This window comes from Nonomuraea sp. H19 (genome assembly GCF_052068215.1).
GTDB lineage: Bacteria > Actinomycetota > Actinomycetes > Streptosporangiales > Streptosporangiaceae > Nonomuraea.
In genome coordinates, this window is record NZ_JBQHCV010000002.1 from 225,795 (window position 1) to 240,786 (window position 14,992).

At 67.7% G+C, this 14,992-nt stretch carries 20 protein-coding genes and 1 tRNA gene; 11 read left to right on the forward strand and 10 right to left on the reverse strand.

Annotated features, from left to right (window positions below):
• Window positions 1–133: 133 nt before the first annotated feature.
• From ACTMTI_RS04615 to ACTMTI_RS04625, 3 genes are read left to right on the forward strand one after another with little or no spacing between them, the layout of a single operon-like run.
• The gene (locus ACTMTI_RS04615; protein WP_441118352.1) at window positions 134–1,519 is read left to right on the forward strand and encodes an alpha/beta fold hydrolase; all 1,386 of its coding nucleotides are present in this window, start codon (window positions 134–136) and stop codon (window positions 1,517–1,519) included.
• Window positions 1,516–2,013 (forward strand): RNA polymerase sigma factor, encoded by a 498-nt coding sequence (locus ACTMTI_RS04620; protein ID WP_441118353.1) that lies wholly within the window; start codon window positions 1,516–1,518, stop codon window positions 2,011–2,013. Before ACTMTI_RS04615 ends, ACTMTI_RS04620 begins: the two co-directional genes overlap by 4 nt.
• Entirely contained in the window at window positions 2,001–2,480 is a 480-nt protein-coding gene (locus ACTMTI_RS04625; RefSeq protein WP_441118354.1) for an SRPBCC family protein, read from the forward strand. Before ACTMTI_RS04620 ends, ACTMTI_RS04625 begins: the two co-directional genes overlap by 13 nt.
• Before the next feature lie 209 nt (window positions 2,481–2,689).
• Here ACTMTI_RS04625 and ACTMTI_RS04630 read toward each other — a convergent pair whose 3' ends face one another.
• Together ACTMTI_RS04630 and ACTMTI_RS04635 are read right to left on the reverse strand one after the other, a co-directional pair.
• Entirely contained in the window at window positions 2,690–2,920 is a 231-nt protein-coding gene (locus ACTMTI_RS04630; protein WP_441118355.1) for a hypothetical protein, read from the reverse strand.
• Between the two features lie 323 nt (window positions 2,921–3,243).
• Window positions 3,244–3,477: an ATP-binding protein gene (locus tag ACTMTI_RS04635; RefSeq protein WP_441118356.1), complete on the reverse strand. Its 234-nt coding sequence runs from the start codon at window positions 3,475–3,477 to the stop codon at window positions 3,244–3,246.
• Window positions 3,478–3,780: 303 nt separating this feature from the next.
• On the opposite strand from ACTMTI_RS04635, the gene ACTMTI_RS04640 reads away from it, so the two are divergent.
• Window positions 3,781–4,056, forward strand: a complete 276-nt coding sequence (locus tag ACTMTI_RS04640) for a hypothetical protein (RefSeq protein ID WP_441118357.1) — start codon at window positions 3,781–3,783, stop codon at window positions 4,054–4,056.
• A gap of 267 nt (window positions 4,057–4,323) precedes the next feature.
• On the opposite strand, the gene ACTMTI_RS04645 is transcribed toward ACTMTI_RS04640, so the two are convergent.
• The 5 genes from ACTMTI_RS04645 to ACTMTI_RS04665 form a co-directional block, all read right to left on the reverse strand.
• A complete protein-coding gene (locus tag ACTMTI_RS04645) occupies window positions 4,324–5,667 on the reverse strand; it encodes a tyrosine-type recombinase/integrase (protein ID WP_441118358.1) in 1,344 nt (447 codons plus the stop codon).
• Between the two features lie 160 nt (window positions 5,668–5,827).
• Window positions 5,828–5,914, reverse strand: a tRNA-Ser gene (locus ACTMTI_RS04650).
• 10 nt (window positions 5,915–5,924) lie between these two features.
• Complete coding sequence (gene tadA, locus ACTMTI_RS04655; RefSeq protein ID WP_441118840.1) at window positions 5,925–6,362, reverse strand: tRNA adenosine(34) deaminase TadA; 438 nt, start codon at window positions 6,360–6,362, stop codon at window positions 5,925–5,927.
• A gap of 31 nt (window positions 6,363–6,393) precedes the next feature.
• Window positions 6,394–6,870, reverse strand: a complete 477-nt coding sequence (locus ACTMTI_RS04660; RefSeq protein ID WP_441118359.1) for a tRNA adenosine deaminase-associated protein — start codon at window positions 6,868–6,870, stop codon at window positions 6,394–6,396.
• A 17-nt stretch (window positions 6,871–6,887) separates the two neighbouring features.
• Complete coding sequence (locus ACTMTI_RS04665; protein WP_441118360.1) at window positions 6,888–7,403, reverse strand: tRNA adenosine deaminase-associated protein; 516 nt, start codon at window positions 7,401–7,403, stop codon at window positions 6,888–6,890.
• 147 nt (window positions 7,404–7,550) lie between these two features.
• On the opposite strand from ACTMTI_RS04665, the gene upp reads away from it, so the two are divergent.
• The 6 genes from upp (at window position 7,551) to ACTMTI_RS04695 (ending at window position 11,613) form a co-directional block, all read left to right on the forward strand.
• A complete protein-coding gene (upp, locus tag ACTMTI_RS04670; RefSeq protein WP_441118361.1) occupies window positions 7,551–8,189 on the forward strand; it encodes a uracil phosphoribosyltransferase in 639 nt (212 codons plus the stop codon).
• A gap of 201 nt (window positions 8,190–8,390) precedes the next feature.
• A complete protein-coding gene (locus ACTMTI_RS04675) occupies window positions 8,391–8,612 on the forward strand; it encodes a hypothetical protein (RefSeq protein WP_441118362.1) in 222 nt (73 codons plus the stop codon).
• A 97-nt stretch (window positions 8,613–8,709) separates the two neighbouring features.
• Window positions 8,710–8,868, forward strand: a complete 159-nt coding sequence (locus tag ACTMTI_RS04680) for a hypothetical protein (RefSeq protein ID WP_164904046.1) — start codon at window positions 8,710–8,712, stop codon at window positions 8,866–8,868.
• On the forward strand, window positions 8,865–9,395 hold the full coding sequence (locus ACTMTI_RS04685; RefSeq protein WP_441118363.1) for a PH domain-containing protein: 531 nt from the start codon (window positions 8,865–8,867) through the stop codon (window positions 9,393–9,395). Before ACTMTI_RS04680 ends, ACTMTI_RS04685 begins: the two co-directional genes overlap by 4 nt.
• A 96-nt stretch (window positions 9,396–9,491) precedes the next feature.
• On the forward strand, window positions 9,492–10,838 hold the full coding sequence (locus tag ACTMTI_RS04690; protein WP_441118364.1) for a helix-turn-helix domain-containing protein: 1,347 nt from the start codon (window positions 9,492–9,494) through the stop codon (window positions 10,836–10,838).
• 100 nt (window positions 10,839–10,938) lie between these two features.
• Window positions 10,939–11,613 carry a FadR/GntR family transcriptional regulator gene (locus ACTMTI_RS04695; RefSeq protein WP_441118365.1) on the forward strand — a complete coding sequence of 225 codons (675 nt, stop codon included), beginning with the start codon at window positions 10,939–10,941 and terminating at the stop codon, window positions 11,611–11,613.
• A gap of 365 nt (window positions 11,614–11,978) precedes the next feature.
• Here ACTMTI_RS04695 and ACTMTI_RS04700 read toward each other — a convergent pair whose 3' ends face one another.
• Both ACTMTI_RS04700 and ACTMTI_RS04705 read right to left on the reverse strand, forming a co-directional pair.
• Complete coding sequence (locus ACTMTI_RS04700) at window positions 11,979–12,815, reverse strand: SDR family oxidoreductase (protein WP_441118366.1); 837 nt, start codon at window positions 12,813–12,815, stop codon at window positions 11,979–11,981.
• A complete protein-coding gene (locus ACTMTI_RS04705; RefSeq protein WP_441118367.1) occupies window positions 12,812–13,099 on the reverse strand; it encodes an antibiotic biosynthesis monooxygenase in 288 nt (95 codons plus the stop codon). Before ACTMTI_RS04705 ends, ACTMTI_RS04700 begins: the two co-directional genes overlap by 4 nt.
• Before the next feature lie 62 nt (window positions 13,100–13,161).
• Here ACTMTI_RS04705 and ACTMTI_RS04710 point away from each other — a divergent pair, with 62 nt between their 5' ends.
• A complete protein-coding gene (locus ACTMTI_RS04710; protein WP_441118368.1) occupies window positions 13,162–13,644 on the forward strand; it encodes a MarR family winged helix-turn-helix transcriptional regulator in 483 nt (160 codons plus the stop codon).
• Between the two features lie 204 nt (window positions 13,645–13,848).
• Here ACTMTI_RS04710 and dnaN read toward each other — a convergent pair whose 3' ends face one another.
• On the reverse strand, window positions 13,849–14,946 hold the full coding sequence (dnaN, locus tag ACTMTI_RS04715; RefSeq protein ID WP_441118369.1) for a DNA polymerase III subunit beta: 1,098 nt from the start codon (window positions 14,944–14,946) through the stop codon (window positions 13,849–13,851).
• Window positions 14,947–14,992 lie beyond the last annotated feature (46 nt).

The window sequence follows — 14,992 nt, forward strand, 5'->3', positions numbered from 1 at the left end:
GAGATGTGCTGTGTCGCTCCTGCGGCAGAGGGGATCTTCCGCGTTCCACGATGTGATCTCCATCACCCATGGAACCTGGGCCAGGACGGCGTCCTCTTCCCGGCGACATCCCAGCACCACCGAAAGGGTCACCGTGACCAACGCTCCCCCCTTCGACCCACTCACCCGCCGGGCCGGGCAATTCGCCATCATGTTGCTCGGCACCGACGCCATCCTCCACCTGTACTGGCTGACCGGGGCGACCTGGCCGTTCCGGGACCAACGCGCCCTGTCCCTGGCAGTGCTCGGATACCCCGCGCCGTTCACCGCGAGAGTCCTCCTGCCGCTTGCCTTGCTGCTCACCACGGCAGCACTCGCGCTGTGGTGGCGCCTGCGCCACGGACGGGGCGGCGTTGCGGGCAGACTTGCCCACCTGGTCGCCCTCGCGGTGGCCGTTATGGCGACCGCCCAACTCCCCTTCCGCACCGACTGGGCGCTCGGGTTCGGCAGCCCAACCGCCGGGCAGGCTTTCTACTGGCTCAACCTGCTGCTGTACCTGCCCGCCTGCGCCGCACTCGCCCTGGCTGCCTACCGGATCGCCCGGCACGGGATGGTGAAGGGCCAGTGGGCGCACCGGCTGGCCCTCGGGCTGCCCCTGCTGCTCACCTCGGGCATCGCGTTCGCCGCCTTCACGTTCTCCCCCGGCTCGGGCACCTACCCCGCCCCGCCCGACGCCAGGTCAGCGTTCCTGGACACCGGCCTGGCCCGCTTCCACTACCTGCGGGAAGGCTCCGGCCCGCCGCTGGTGTTGCTACCCGGCGGGACCGCCACCACCTATGCGTGGGAACCGGAGCTGAAGGCCCTGGCCGCGAGCCACACGGTGTACGTCGTCGACCTTCCCGGGCAGGGATACACCCAACTGCACGATCCCGGCTTCGCCTACGACCTGCCCGCGATGGAAACCGCGATCGGAACGTTCCTCAACGCGGCCGGCCTGGCTCGCACGGACCTTGCCGGGCACTCCTGGAGCGGGGGCTGGGCCCTGTCGTACGCCCAGAGCCACCCCGAGCGTGTGAACCGGCTCGTGCTGCTGGCCTCCTCCGGCCTCGATGTGCCCGACATCTTCAGCTGGGAGATTCTCAAGATCCCGGTGATCGGGGAACTACTGGTCAACTTCGGCTATTCCGAAGAGGCGGTGCGCGCGAGCGTCCCGGGCCTGTTCGCCCACCCGGAACGCGCCACCCCCGAGCTGGCTGAGGCGTTCTGGCGGCCGTTCACCGCCACGGAGAACCTCAGATCGGTGTACGAACTCGAACGCGGTCTGGACTGGCGGCGCACCCAGAACCGGATGGCGAACACGACCCATCCGACGCTGATCGTGTGGGGCGAGCAGGACACCATCCTGCCCTCCTGGCAGGCCGCCCGGTTCGCCAAGCTGATGCCCAACACCGAGACGCACGTCCTCGACGGCTGCGGACACGCCATCACCCTCGACTGCCCCGACGAGGTGACCTCGCTCATGAAAGCCTTTCTGTCGTGACTCCCGTCGACATCGAGCTGGTCCAGCGCGCCCGAGGCGGGAACACCCTCGCCATGGCCGAACTCCTGGACCTCCTCGCGCCATACGTGGCACGCGTCTGCGGCCCGATCGCGTTGTCCAGTGGTCCCGACGCCGCCCAGGAAACACTCATCGCGGTGTTCCGGGGCCTGCGCAACCTGTCTCGCCCGGAGGCCCTGCACGGCTGGGTGCGTGCCATCGCGGTACGGGAGGCGGTGCGCATCGCCCGCCGCGATCGCCGCACCGAGGTTGCCGACCTCACCGAGGTGCCCGCCCGGAACGACCCGCTCCTGGCCTCCGACATCCACGACACCCTGGCGCGGCTGTCGCCCGAGCACCGCGCGATCCTGGTCCTGCGTGAGATCGAGGGACTCGACGAGGAGAGCGCCGCGGCACTCCTCGACATACCGAAAGGCACCGTCAAATCACGGCTCGCCAGGGCGCGAGCGAGTTTCCGGAAGGCATGGTCGTCATGACCGAACAGTGGCCGATCGCCCATGTGGACGAGATCGCGCGCTTCCGCGCGCTTGCGGCGGGTGTGTACGGCGCGGCGGTGACCGAACGAGTCATCCCAGCCGCGTTCGAGGCGGTGTGGCGGCTCGTCTCCGACTTCGAGGGGACATTCGGGCTGATCGAACCCGACATGCGACGTGTCCGTGTGACTATCCACGAGGGGGACCGGATCGAGCTCGACGCCCGCAGCCGCTGGGGTTTCCGGGCTCACCTGGTGGGGGTGCACCGGCCTGGCTGGTTCTGGGCGCAGAGCCGGTTTCTGCTCATAGGGATCGCCTGCGCGCCGGAACCCGGCGGCGGCACCCGGATGGCGCTCACCGGAGGGGTACGCGTTCCGGGGCGGGCCGCTCTGGTTCCGCTTGGTGTCCGTAACGCGGCGACAGCAACCCTCGACCGCTTGGAGCGGCAACTCGCCCAGAACAGCCGATGAGTGACGGTCTCTACCAAGCCGGCCAGCAGCACGAATTCGTCCTAGGAGCGTGATCGCGCATGTCCCTCAGCCGAGCCACGCCAACGCGCTGCAGTGCTCCGCCATCTCAAGAACGGCCCTGGGTGGGTGTTCACGCCGTCTGGCGACCAGGCCGGTGTGCACCGCTTTTCGTTGAAGATCGCTTCCCGACTCGTTCCTGTCGACAACGCTTAAGACGATTCGCCGCGCACGTTGTAGCTTCGATCTGCGGCAGCTCGCCCGGGATTCGGATCGGGGCGCCGGCCCTTGTCGGTCACGTCTCCCTCCCTGCCAAAATGGACAGAGGCTGCAAACGGGCATGAAACTGTCTGATCGCCCGGCCGCCGGATGCGGCTGATGTACTCCGCCAGTTCGGCGCTGTTGGTGCGATCGACCTCGTTATCGATCGCGATCAGGCTCACGCCGGGAAGATGCTGATGGGCCAGCATCAGTGACCCTGGAGAAGCTCCCGCTGAGCGAGGCAAAGACTCCCCGGAGGCATCCATGCGCGCACCATAAACCTTCCGCCGTGACGCCGATACCCCGCCACATTACGGATTCGGCAACCTCTGTTGAGCGGGCACGTTGACACCCGCGGCGGATTGGCGACGCACGTGCAGGCTTAGCAAGGAGCCTCGGCCGGTCTGCTCCAGGACGACCGCATCGCAAAAACGCTGGATCACCCACAAGCCGAACCCATGCGAGGCGGTCGAGTCGATATCGGCGCCAGCCAGATGGCCGGGAGTCAAGCGGCCCCGCGGTCGAGGACTTCCACGGCTATCCCGTCTCTGGTCCTGCGGGAGGTGACCATCCCCGCCTTGCCGCCGTGGTCTAAAACGTTGGTGACCGCCTCATTGACCGCCAACACCAGATCGTCCAGCCGATGGCCGCGTAACCCGCTGTGGTGGCCGTGGATGCGGACCAACTCCCGGATCAAACCCAGATCCGGGCTGATAGGACAACGTACCTCGAGCTCCACACGCATGATCGTCTCGAACCTGAGCCTGGCGGTCGCCGGCCTCGCTAAGAAACCAAAACGAGCCCTGCCGCTCTATGCGGCAGGGCTCGTTCGGTGCGGGCTGGCACTAGCTCGCGTGATCCATTGCGGCCTGTGGCGTCCTTATGGCGATTTCATGGCGGCTCGGATCATCATGAGGTCTCGATGCACTACGGCCGACCGTCCGAGCGTCCCCCACTCACGCCCCGGAGCCACGTTCACGGAGTGGAGGACGACAAGCCGAATGCTTGCAACCTCACGCAAGCATTAAGGAGAGGACCTGTCATGCTACGCAAGCCCACACAAGCCCTGGCCGTTCTCATCGCCGCAACGGCAGCCGCGGTGAGCCTAACCGCCGCTCCGGCCAGCGCCGCGCAGCCCGCCCTCACCTCCCCCGTCGCGCCTTCCGGGTGGGTCCACAAGAGCGACCACACGTACAAGTCAGACTGCGAGCGCCACGGGCAGTGGGAGTGGAGGTACAACGGCGCCATTGACTGGAACTGCCACGTCGTCCATTCCGGGTCGGCCCGCTACTACCAGCTCTTGGTTCTCTACCCCTAACAGTCACCACCTCAATATCACGATGCCGGGGCGGCCTTCGGGTCCGTCCCGGCATGTTTCGACAACGAGGTGAGACGGACCCGCCTGACCGCTCGCTCCGCCCATCTCCCCTGGCAGAACCGGAGCGTTGCCCCAATCCCCTTCCAGGGCCCTGGACCCGGCCGCCGCAGCGCCAAGGGGCGCCCTGGCCACCCTGAACAGCGGATCGTCAAGGCGCCTGGGCGGATGACCCGTGATCTACTGATAGGTCACATTTGAAGCCACGACCTAGGCCGGGATGGCGTGCAGGAGATTGGCCACGGCCTTCTTCTCCTTCTTGGTCTTCTTTCGCTTCTTCGGCTGGCGGCCGCCCATCACGGCGTCCAGGATGTTGGCCGCACGCTGGTCTGCCTCCGGCGTCAGGTGCCCGTAGATGGCGCTGGTGACGAGCACTGAGGCGTGGCCGAGGCGGCGGCTGACAGTGTCCATGGAGACGTTGGCCGCCAGGAGTTCGGTGGCGTGGAAGTGACGCATCTTGTGCAGCGTGGCCGCGGTGATGACGCCAGATTCTTGCGCCAGATCGACGACCTTGGTCCAGGTGCGTGACCAGCCGTTGGAGTGCAGGATGCCGCCCCTGGGCGCGGTGAACAGCAGCCCCTGCGGCGGTAGGTCCTCCATGCGGCGCTGCAGCATGAACAGCGCGCTCTTGGGGATACGGATGGTCCGCAAGGCGGTGTCGGTCTTGCCGTAGTTGGCTCGGTACAGCTCACGCGGCTCGCGCCGCTCCTTGATCGCCCCGGCCACGGTAAGCAGGCGCCGCTTGAGGTCGATGTCGCAGCGCCGCAGAGCGGTCAGCTCCCCGAAGCGCAGGCCCGTGGCGATGGCCAGCGTGACGAGGTCGCCGGCGAACTCGCTCACCTGGTAGGCGAGCGCGATCCAGTATGCGATCTCCTCGGCGGTCGGCACCTCGTCGCGCGTCACGGCGCGCACCGACTTTTCCGGAAGCCGAACGCTGTCGCAGGGGTTGGCGTCGATGAGGCCCTTGACGCTGGCGTAGGCCAGGGTCGGGGAGATGATCCCGCCGTGGATGTTGTGGATGGTTTTGGCGGAGTACGGGACCAGCTCACCCTTGACCTGGTGCGTGCGCCCCTGCATCCAGGTGACCCATGCCTGGTCGACGTCAGCGGTGTATTCGGTGACAGGCAGCCCTCCGAGCGGGCCGACGCGGGTGCCGTCCTCCAGGGTGACGATGGCCGTACGGACGTGCCGATCGAACTGGCGCCGGTAGCCGATGCGCTGCACTTCCTCGGCCGGGTGGTTCGGCTGGTTCAGATACCGGTCGAGGACCTCGCCCAACGTGGGGACGTCGGCGGACTGCTCGCACCGGCCGCGGCCGGTCGGGGCGGGCTCGGTCTCGGGCCGCTGGTCGATGCAGATGCCCCTGCAGCGCTTGGGATAGCCCGCCGGACGGTTCTCTTCGGCCAACTCGACGAGGTTCTTGAAGTGCTTTGCGATCGCGTGCAAGTCGCACGTTTCGCTGTCACGTCCGTTCTCGCGCTTGCCGTCGATGTACCAGACGACGCGGTAGCTCATGCGCCCCTTGACGCCCTTGCGCGGTTCGATCGATGCCATTCTCTGGCGTTCCTTCCGGGTCGGAAGGTGAGCGACCACCGCCACCGGGAGACCGTCTGCGTGATCACGGCTGAGGGCTGATGCCCCCAAATGCCCTCATGATCTTGGCAGACGAAGGGCCTCCGACCTGTTGATGCAGGTCGGAGGCCCAATTTAGCGGCGGTGGTGGTGGGATTTGAACCCACGGATGAGTTGCCCCATCACACGCTTTCGAGGCGTGCGCCCTCGGCCACTAGGCGACACCACCGCGCACGAGCTTACCGGATCCTTCGAGTGGCGAAGAACTGCTTTAGTACGGCGGAGCACTCCTCCGCCAGTATCCCCATGACGACCTCGGGCCGATGATTGAGCCGGCGATCGCGTACGACGTCCCAGAGCGAGCCCACGGCCCCGCCCTTCTCGTCGACGGCGCCGTACACGATCCGATCGACCCTGGCCAGCACCGCCGCCCCCGCGCACATCGTGCACGGCTCCAGCGTCACCACGAGCGTGCAGCCGCTCAGCCGCCACTGCCCGCGCCGCGCGGCCGCCCGCCTGAGCGCCAGGACCTCGGCGTGCCCGGTGGGATCGGCGGAATATTCCCGGTCGTTGCCCGCTGCCGCCAGGACCTCGCCGTGCGGGTCGAGCACCACCGCACCCACGGGGATCTCCTCCCTGGCGGCCGCCGCAACGGCCTCCGCCAGGGCCAGGCGCATGGCCTCCTCGTAGGTCACCGGTCTCGCGGGGTCACCGCAACCGGTCGAGCTCGTCGGCGAACGACAGCCGCTCGGCGATCACCGACAGGATGTCGGCGGGCAGCATGCCCTCTTCCATGCTCAGCTCGAGCAGCTCTTCGGAGGTCACGCCCAGGTCGCTGAGCAGCTCGAAGTCGCCGGCCGGGCGTACGCCGAGGCCGTTGCTCTCCTTGTCGGGCGTCACTCCGGCGAACTCGGCGAACAGCTCGCCCAGACTGTCGGAAAGAACGGCATGCGCGTCCGAAAGGAACACGCGCGGCTCCTCCTCGTCCCGGTATCGGGCGATGGCGAACCACTCGTCCTCGACCTCGACGCAAAGCAGGGCCAGCTCGTCACCCGTCAAGCCCAGCGCCTCCGTGACGGCGTCACCCAAGTCGTCGACGATCTCGGCGTCGCTGAGATCGACCTCGGCACCGCTCCAGCCGTCGGAGGTCCTGACAAAAGCCGCAGAGAAGGTGTTGGACGCCATGTCCGCGCTCCAGGGGGTTAGCCGAAGACCGACTCAATGGCACGCTCGAACGGCTCGGAGAAGCCGAGCCGCGCGGCGATGCTGGACAGCACATCTTCGGGCAGCAGATCGATGTCGCCGGAGAGGATGCCCAGCTCCATCTCGTCCAACCCGAGATCGGCGAAGATCGACAGATCTCCGGCCGGGAGCACGGTCTCCTCATCCTGGAGGATCTCGTCGAGCTCCTCCTCGTCGGGCACGGGCACGTCCAGGTAGTCGAGCACCTGCTGGGCCAGCGGGAAGTCCCATGAGGCGGCGATGTCGGACAGGAACACATCGACCCGATCGCCCAGGACCCGCAGCGCCACGAAGAACTCGTCCCCGACGGCCACCAGGCCGATCGTGCCGCTCTCGCTGGGCTGCTGGCGCAGGGCATGGATCAGCCCCTTCAGGTCGGACGTGAGCGCGCCAGGCAGCAGCTCGGCGTCCCACCTTTCATCCTCGCGATAGACCACGATGGCGAAGTCAAGAGCGTCTTCGTCTGTCATCGCCATCCCCACCCGATTTCTGACACGACAGATATCACCAAGGCCCAATCGTTCCAGAACCGGGCACGATGCGTGTGCCTCTCCGACCAAATTGTGATCAAAACCGATACCGTGAGGTGCCGCCGTGTACCCCACAAGATAGCGTTGTCCTCTATGGAGACCCTCGTCGTCGATCATCCGCTCGTGGCGCACAAGCTCACCACACTGCGCGATGTCCGCACCGATTCACCTACCTTCCGCAGGCTCGCGGACGAGCTGGTGACGCTGCTCGCGTACGAGGCCACCCGCGACGTGCGCGTCACCGACGTCACCGTCGAGACGCCGGTCGCCCCCGCGAACGGCGTGCACCTGGCCAAGCCATATCCGCTGGTCGTGCCCATCCTGCGGGCGGGGCTCGGCATGCTCGACGGCATGACCCGGCTGCTGCCCACGGCCGAGGTCGGGTTCCTCGGCATGATCCGCAACGAGTCGACGCTGCAGGCCGAGACGTACGCCACGCGGCTGCCCGACGACCTGTCCGGGCGGCAGTGCTTCGTGCTGGACCCCATGCTGGCCACCGGCGGCACGCTGGCGGCGGCCGTGCAGTTCCTGTTCGACCGGGGGGCCGTGGACGTCACTGCCATCTGCCTGCTGGTCGCGCCCGAGGGGCTGGCCTACATGGACAAGGTGTTCGCGAACTCCGGCAAGCCGATCCGTGTGGTCACCGCCGCGCTCGACGAGCGGCTCAACGAGAGCGGCTACATCGTCCCCGGCCTCGGTGACGCGGGCGACCGCCTCTACGGCGTCGTCTGAAGCGGGTTCTCTCAAGCGGGTCGTCTGACGGCTGCTGCCGTCTGACGTGCTGCCGTCCGAAGCGGAAGCTGTACGGGGTCCGTCCCAGAAGCCCTCTTTCCATCACACAGGGTGGCCTCTTCGTTACATACTGTGGTTGGGTGGGTACGAAGAGACATGAAGGCAACTTCCGCATGCGCGTGGGGGAGCACGATGAGCGACATGCCCGGTGCAGAGGCCAATCCGAGTCCGTACGCGGTGGTGGAGGCGGTGCTGCGCGAGGAGTTCGCCGGCGTCCACTCCACGACCACGGTAACGCGCTGCGTCGAGGCGGCGCACTACGGCGCGCTGGAGGTCACCGGCTACGCCCATCCGAGCCTTGTCGAGCGCATCGCGCGCAAGCACCTTCACGTCCTGGCTCTGGTGGCCAGTGAACGTGGCTAAGCAAGATCAAAACTAACTCGCCAAGTCACCTTTACCCCGGCATCCGGGTGGGTAATGTATACGGCGGGTGGTGTGGGTAAGTGGCACGGAGGCGACGGTGCAGGTCAAAAAAGTCCTCACATACGGTGGTATCGCATTTGTGGCGTACTACCTCTTGGCTCGACCAGCTGACGCCGCTGACGCGGTGAAGGGGGCGTTCGACACGGTGTTCAACGCGGCCGACTCGCTGGCCCAATTCGTGAACAACCTCTCATGAGACTTGTGACCCACGGGGACTCCGCCCCGGCGTCGGTCAACCGCTACCTCCTCCCCCACGAACAACAAGTCCTCATGGTGCGGCGGCACCCTGCCATCCTGCTTCGCCCCGTCGCCGAAGTGTTCGGCGGCCTGATCATCGCCGGACTGCTCAGCAGGTTCTTCGGCGGAGGCGAATCGGGTGGCACGGCGCTCGTCGTGGTCTGGTGGCTGTGGCTGCTGCTTCTGATCCGTTTCGTATGGAAAGTCGCGGAGTGGTCGGTCGATTACTTTGTGGTGACTTCCAAACGTATGTTGCTGACTACTGGACTGATCACGCGCAAGGTCGCGATGATGCCCTTGGGCAAGGTCACCGACATGAGCTTCCAAAGATCTCTGCTTGGGCGCATGCTCGGTTACGGTGAGTTCATCCTGGAGTCGGCCGGTCAGGACCAAGCCCTGTCCACGGTGGAGTACATTCCGTATCCGGAGACCTTGTACCTCGAGGTCTGCCAGATGCTTTTTCCCAGCGGCGACAGCGACGATTAATCTCCCCGCGGCAAATTCTGCACGCGGGGATACCAGATTCGGCTACTTCATGCAATCATTGCGTGTTGTTGACCCTTCCCCGCCTTGAGAGATGAGATGCCGAGTCAGGGAACCATCGGTGACCGCGTCCGAGGATTGCGGCTGAACAGGCGGATGTCGCAGGCCCAACTGGCCGGACCCGACCTGTCTGACAGTTATGTCTCGCTCATTGAGTCGGGCAAGCGCACGCCGACTCCTGTCGTGGCCAGGTTGCTGGCGGAGCGGCTCGGGTGCACGACCGAGTTCCTTCTGCACGGCATCGAGCCTCGCCAGCGCATCGACACCGAGCTCGGGCTGCGGATCGCCGAGCTCGAGCTGCAGCACGGCGATCCGGCCGTCGCCGCCGACCGGTTCACGGAGATCGTGAAGGCGGCCGACGAGGAAAACGCCATGCTGACCGCGCACGCGCGGTTCGGCAGGGCGCGCGCCCTCGAGGCCCAGGGTCGTCTCGGCCAGGCCGTGGAGGCGTTCGAGCGCCTGCGCAGGGAGGCCGCGGCTCACCCCGAGCGGCTGGCCGACCTCCCGCTCACCATCGCGCTGAGCCGCTGCTACCAGCGGGCGGGCGACCGGCTGCGCGCCCGTGACCTGGCCTCCCACGCACTGGAGCAGGCCGAGCGGCTGTCCATCACCGAGGGCGAGATCGCCATCGATCTGGCCGCCGCGCTGGTCGAGTCACGCAGCGAGCGCGAGAGCGACTCCCCCGAGCTCGCCTACGTCCAGCGCGTGCTGGAGGTCAGCGGCGTTCCGGTCAGTGTGGACCGTTCCCGTGAGATCAAGGCTCTGTGGCACGCGAGCGCCGCCGCCGCGGCCGGCGAGGACTCCGCGCTGGCCGTGCGCCTGGCCGACGATGCGATCATGGCCGGTCGCGAGGCGCGGCTCGCGCTGCAGCTCGCCAAGGCCGCCATGCACTGGGCCAGGATGGCCGCCGCGCCGATCGACGAGGCCGAGCGGCTCATCACGGCCGCGTCCGGTGTCTTCGCCGCCCTCGCAGGCGCCACGCGCGAGCACGGCGAGAGCCTGATCGTGCACGCGCGGGTCCAGCTGCGGGCCGGTGACCTCACCCGCGCGGGTGAGCTGGCCGGTGCGGCGCTGGAGCTGTCGTCCGACCATTACTCCGGCACGACTCCCGCCGAGGCCCGCCTCGTGCTGGCCACCGTGGCGCTCGACCGGGGCGGCGACGCGTCCACAGAGCTCAGCACGGCTCACCAGCTGCTCGACACGCTGGGCCGGCCGGTGTTCGGCTCCGACAGGCGGGCCGCCCGCTGCTGGCGCGAGCTGGGCGACCTCTATGGCAGGGTCGGCTCCACAGCGCAGCAGACGGCCGCCTATCGTAAGGCCCTGGAAGCCGCCGGAGTTCGCTCTGCCATGGCAGGAGTCACGGTCGGCGCCGACGTTTCCCGCTGAGCCTCCAGGAACGCCAGATTTGCTGTTTTGAGTCTGGAATAATTAGGGTCGACCAGTCATTGACTCATAGGATGATTGGTTTCCCCGGAGGAGGCGGACTGTGAGTCTGCGTACGGCGCAGCGGGCTTCGCTTGTCGACCAGGTGATCGACCAGCTCAAGGAGCAGATCACCTCAGGGTCGTGGCAGATGAACGGCAAGATTCCGACCGAGACCGTGCTCGCCGAGCAGCTCGGAGTGGGGCGTAACACCGTTCGTGAGGCCGTACGCGCGCTCACGCATGCCGGGCTGCTCGAATGCCGTCAGGGGGATGGCACTTACGTCCGCGCGACCAGCGAGCTGTCCGGCGCGATGCTCCGGCGGTTGAAGCAGGCAGAGCAGCTGGAGATCCTGGAAGTACGCCGCGCGCTCGAGGTCGAGTCCGCGCGCCTGGCCGCTACCCGGCGCACGGACGAGGACATCATCCGCATCGAGGCCGCGCTCGCCGAACGGGACCGAGCTTGGGAGCTGGACGACCCCGACTCCTTTGTCGAGGCCGACCTGGCCTTCCACATGGCGGTCGCGCACGCGACGCACAATCTCGTCCTCATCGACCTGTACGAGGACTTCTCGGCGGCGCTGCGGGCCAGCATCACGGCCGCGGGAACGTCGCTGAACAAGAGCTACATCCCGCATGACGCGATCGCCAGGGCCATCGCGGCCGGCGACGCGACCGCCGCCGAACGGGCCGGGCATGCCTGCATGGAGCACATTCTCATCGCCCTCACCGAGTCCTGAGGTCCATCCAGCCGCCGGGCCGCCTTGTCGGCAGCCGCGCGCCGCACTGCTCGCCGCCGCCGCCGAGACGCACGGCCAGAGAGGCGGCGGCATGCCAGGGGTCACCGGCCTGCTGAGGCGTGCTGCTCGACATCGGCTTGCGGCCGTCCGCCTGTGGACGACGTCTGGCCACCGGTCGCGCCTGGCCATGCGACCAGGCGTGCCCATGGCCGGCAACGCTGCGGCCGGCCCGCCGACATGGCCGGGCATGCCGGCCAAGCGTGCCAGGGTCGCACACGCGGTCACGACCCCCAGGTGTGCAGGGCCGCCCGTCACTCTCACCGCCGGCGCTTACCCGCTCAGCGGGGCCCCGGTAGCACCCGCCGTTATGACCGCAGCCGGTCGGCGTGGTCCCGCGCGAAGTCGGCGAACGACCTGCCGGGACGGCCCATCACCTCCGTGAACGCCGGGGTGGTGTAGTCGCCCCACCCCTGCGCGTACGCCGTGAGGTATTCCCCGGTGACCGCGGCGATCCACTCCGGCAGCCCGGCCGCCAGCATCGAACGGCAGGCGTCGTCCGGCGTGACCGGCTGGTAGGCGATCGGCGTGCCGAACACCTGCTCCATCTCCGCGGCGGCGTCCCGTAGTGAGATGCTGGCCGGGCCCGTGAGAGTGTAGGTCTTGCCCTTGTGCGGCGTGGGATCACGCAGGACCTCGGCGGCGAAGTCGCCGATGTCACGCACGTCGATCAGGCCCAGCTTGCCTTCGCCTGTCGCGCTGTAAAAGGTGTCGCCATTCACCGAGCCGAAAAGGTTCTGCATGAAAAAGGCCGGGCGGATGATGGTCCAGTCGAGTCCCGAGGCCGCGAGCTCGACGTCCGACAGGGCGTGCAGCCGGCCGTTACGGGTGGGCGCGTCGTGGGCGGCGCCGATGGCCGACATGCGCACCACGTGGCCCACCCCGGCATTCCTGGCCGCCCAAACGGCGTTCATGCTGGCGTGCGGAGCCTGCGGGCCCATCGCGGTCAGCAGCCACAACGTGTCCACGCCCTTGAACGCCTGGTCGAGCGTGGCCGGGTCGTCCAGGTCGCCGACCGCCACCTCCACGCCTGACGGCGCCTTCGCCGCGTCCCGCACCAGAACCCGCACGTCGTCCGTGCCCGCCAGCGACCGCAGCACGGCGCTGGAAACGGTGCCGGTGGCACCAGTGATCAAGATGGTCATTGCGTTGTCCCCTCTTCCATGGAAACGAGCTCGTCGATCAGGTCGAAGAAGGCCCGGATGCCGGGCAGGTTGGCACCTTTGGCGCGGGAGGCAGCGAAGTCGGCGGCCGAGCGCCATTCCACGATGTCCAGCCATTCACCGTCGGACACGCGGACCAGCTTCGCCCCCAGGAATCCGGCCCGGTCGGCCTGGAAGTCCGCGATCATTCCCGGTCGGGCCGCCAGCAGCTGGCCGGCCCGGTCGGGAGAGACCCGGAACCTGGTGAGTTCCACCGTCGTCGTCATGCCACTACGATATAGTATGAACTAGTGACCATCAAACTTAGTGACTAATTGGAGAGTGTGAGGTGCGCAGGAGCCAGCGCAAGCAGGAGGAGCCCGATCTGGGCATCCTGTCCAGCCGAACCCTTTTCGGCCTGCAGCGGGAGCTGTTCAAGCGGCTGTCCGAGCAGGGGCATTCGCAGCTCAGGCCGCGGCATGGTGCCGTGATGGCATATCTGGACGAGGAAGGCAGCCGGGCCACCGACCTGGCCGCGCAGTCCGGGCAGCACAAGCAGGTGATCGGCACACTGGTGGACGAGCTGGTCGAGCTCGGATACGTGGAACGACAGCCGGATCCGGCCGACCGCCGGGCCAAGCTGATCGTGCCCACCGAGAAGGGCCGAGATCAGATGGCCAAGTCGGACGCCGTTCTCGTCGAGATGGAGGCGGCACACGCGCGAGCCGTAGGCGAGCAGGCATACGCGGACTTCAAGCGCGTCTTCAAACTGATCGTCGAACGCCAGACGACCACGGGCCAAACCGATTCGTCCACCGCGCCTCCGAAGTGACCCCGCCCCCTGGGGTGACGCACCCCGACCGCAGCCGGCCGGCGCTCGCAGGATAGGCGCCGGTGCCCGTTAGAGAGAGGCACAGGTGCCCGTACGCCGTTGCGGCGGCCGGCCCTGTGCGGGTCAGAGGGCGTCTCCCTGGAGGCCCTCAGCCCCGCACGATGGATGGCGCCCCCTTGGCCCCGCCGTAACAAAAAGAAAGATCTACGGCTGGCGGAGGGACATGACCAGGTAGCGGAAGGCGGAGGCGGCGTCGCCGGGGACCTCCTGGATGAGGGCGGGCCTCGTCGGCGACTCCATGTTGATGCGGGCCAGCTCGCTCTCGATCCCCGTCAGCCCGTCGAGCAGGAACTGCGATTGGAACGCGATCTCGATGTCGTCACCACGTAGCTCGCACTCGACCACCTCGGCCCCGCGCCCGATGTCGCCGCCACCAGCCTGGATCAGCACCTGGCCCTGTGTGAACGACAGCCGGATCGCGGTGTTGCGCTCGGCCACCAGGGCGACTCGCTTGATCGCGTTGACGAACGGCACCACCGCGACGTCAGCCCTGATCGACCAGTCGCTGGTCAGCCTGGCGCGATAGTCGATGAACTGCTCGTCCAACAGCCGCACGGTCGTGCTGCGCCCGACGCTCTCGAATCCGGCCACGCCGTCGCCCATCGCGATCGACACCTCGCCGCCGCGCAGGGACTTGGCCACCTCGACCAGCACCCGCGCCGGCACCATGGCGGAGACGGCGAAGCCGGGACTTGCCGGCCGCCAGGCGAAGTCGCGGGCGGCGATGCGGTAGCGGTCGGTCGCCGCCATCGCCACGGACTCGCCCTCGATGTCGACCCTGATGCCGGTGAGCATCGGGAGCGTGTCGTCGCGGCTGGCCGCGGGCGCGACCTGGCCGACGGCGGAGGCGAAGACGCCGCCGCCGATGGCGCCGATGCTGGGCGGCATCGCAGGCATGGTCGGGAAGTCCTCGACCGGCATCGTGATGAGCCCGAACTCGGCGCTCCCGCAGGTCAACACCGCCTCGGCCCCATCGGTGACGATCTCCACGTCGTCGGCGGGCAGGCTCCGGCTGATCTCGGCGAGGAGCCGGCCCGGGATCAGCACCCTGCCCTCCTCGGCCACGTCGGCGTCGATCATGGCCCGGGCGGAGACGTCGTAGTCGAACGCGGACAGGCTGAGCTCCTCGCCTGCCTCCAGCAGCAGCCCGGACAGAACGGGCACCACAGGGCGGCTGGGCAGGACTCGGGCAGCCCACGCCACCGCATCTGCCAGTACATCGCGGTTAACCCGGATCTTCACCTGTTACACCCCTTCGTCGCGCCGTGCCTCTATGAAAATAGCCGAG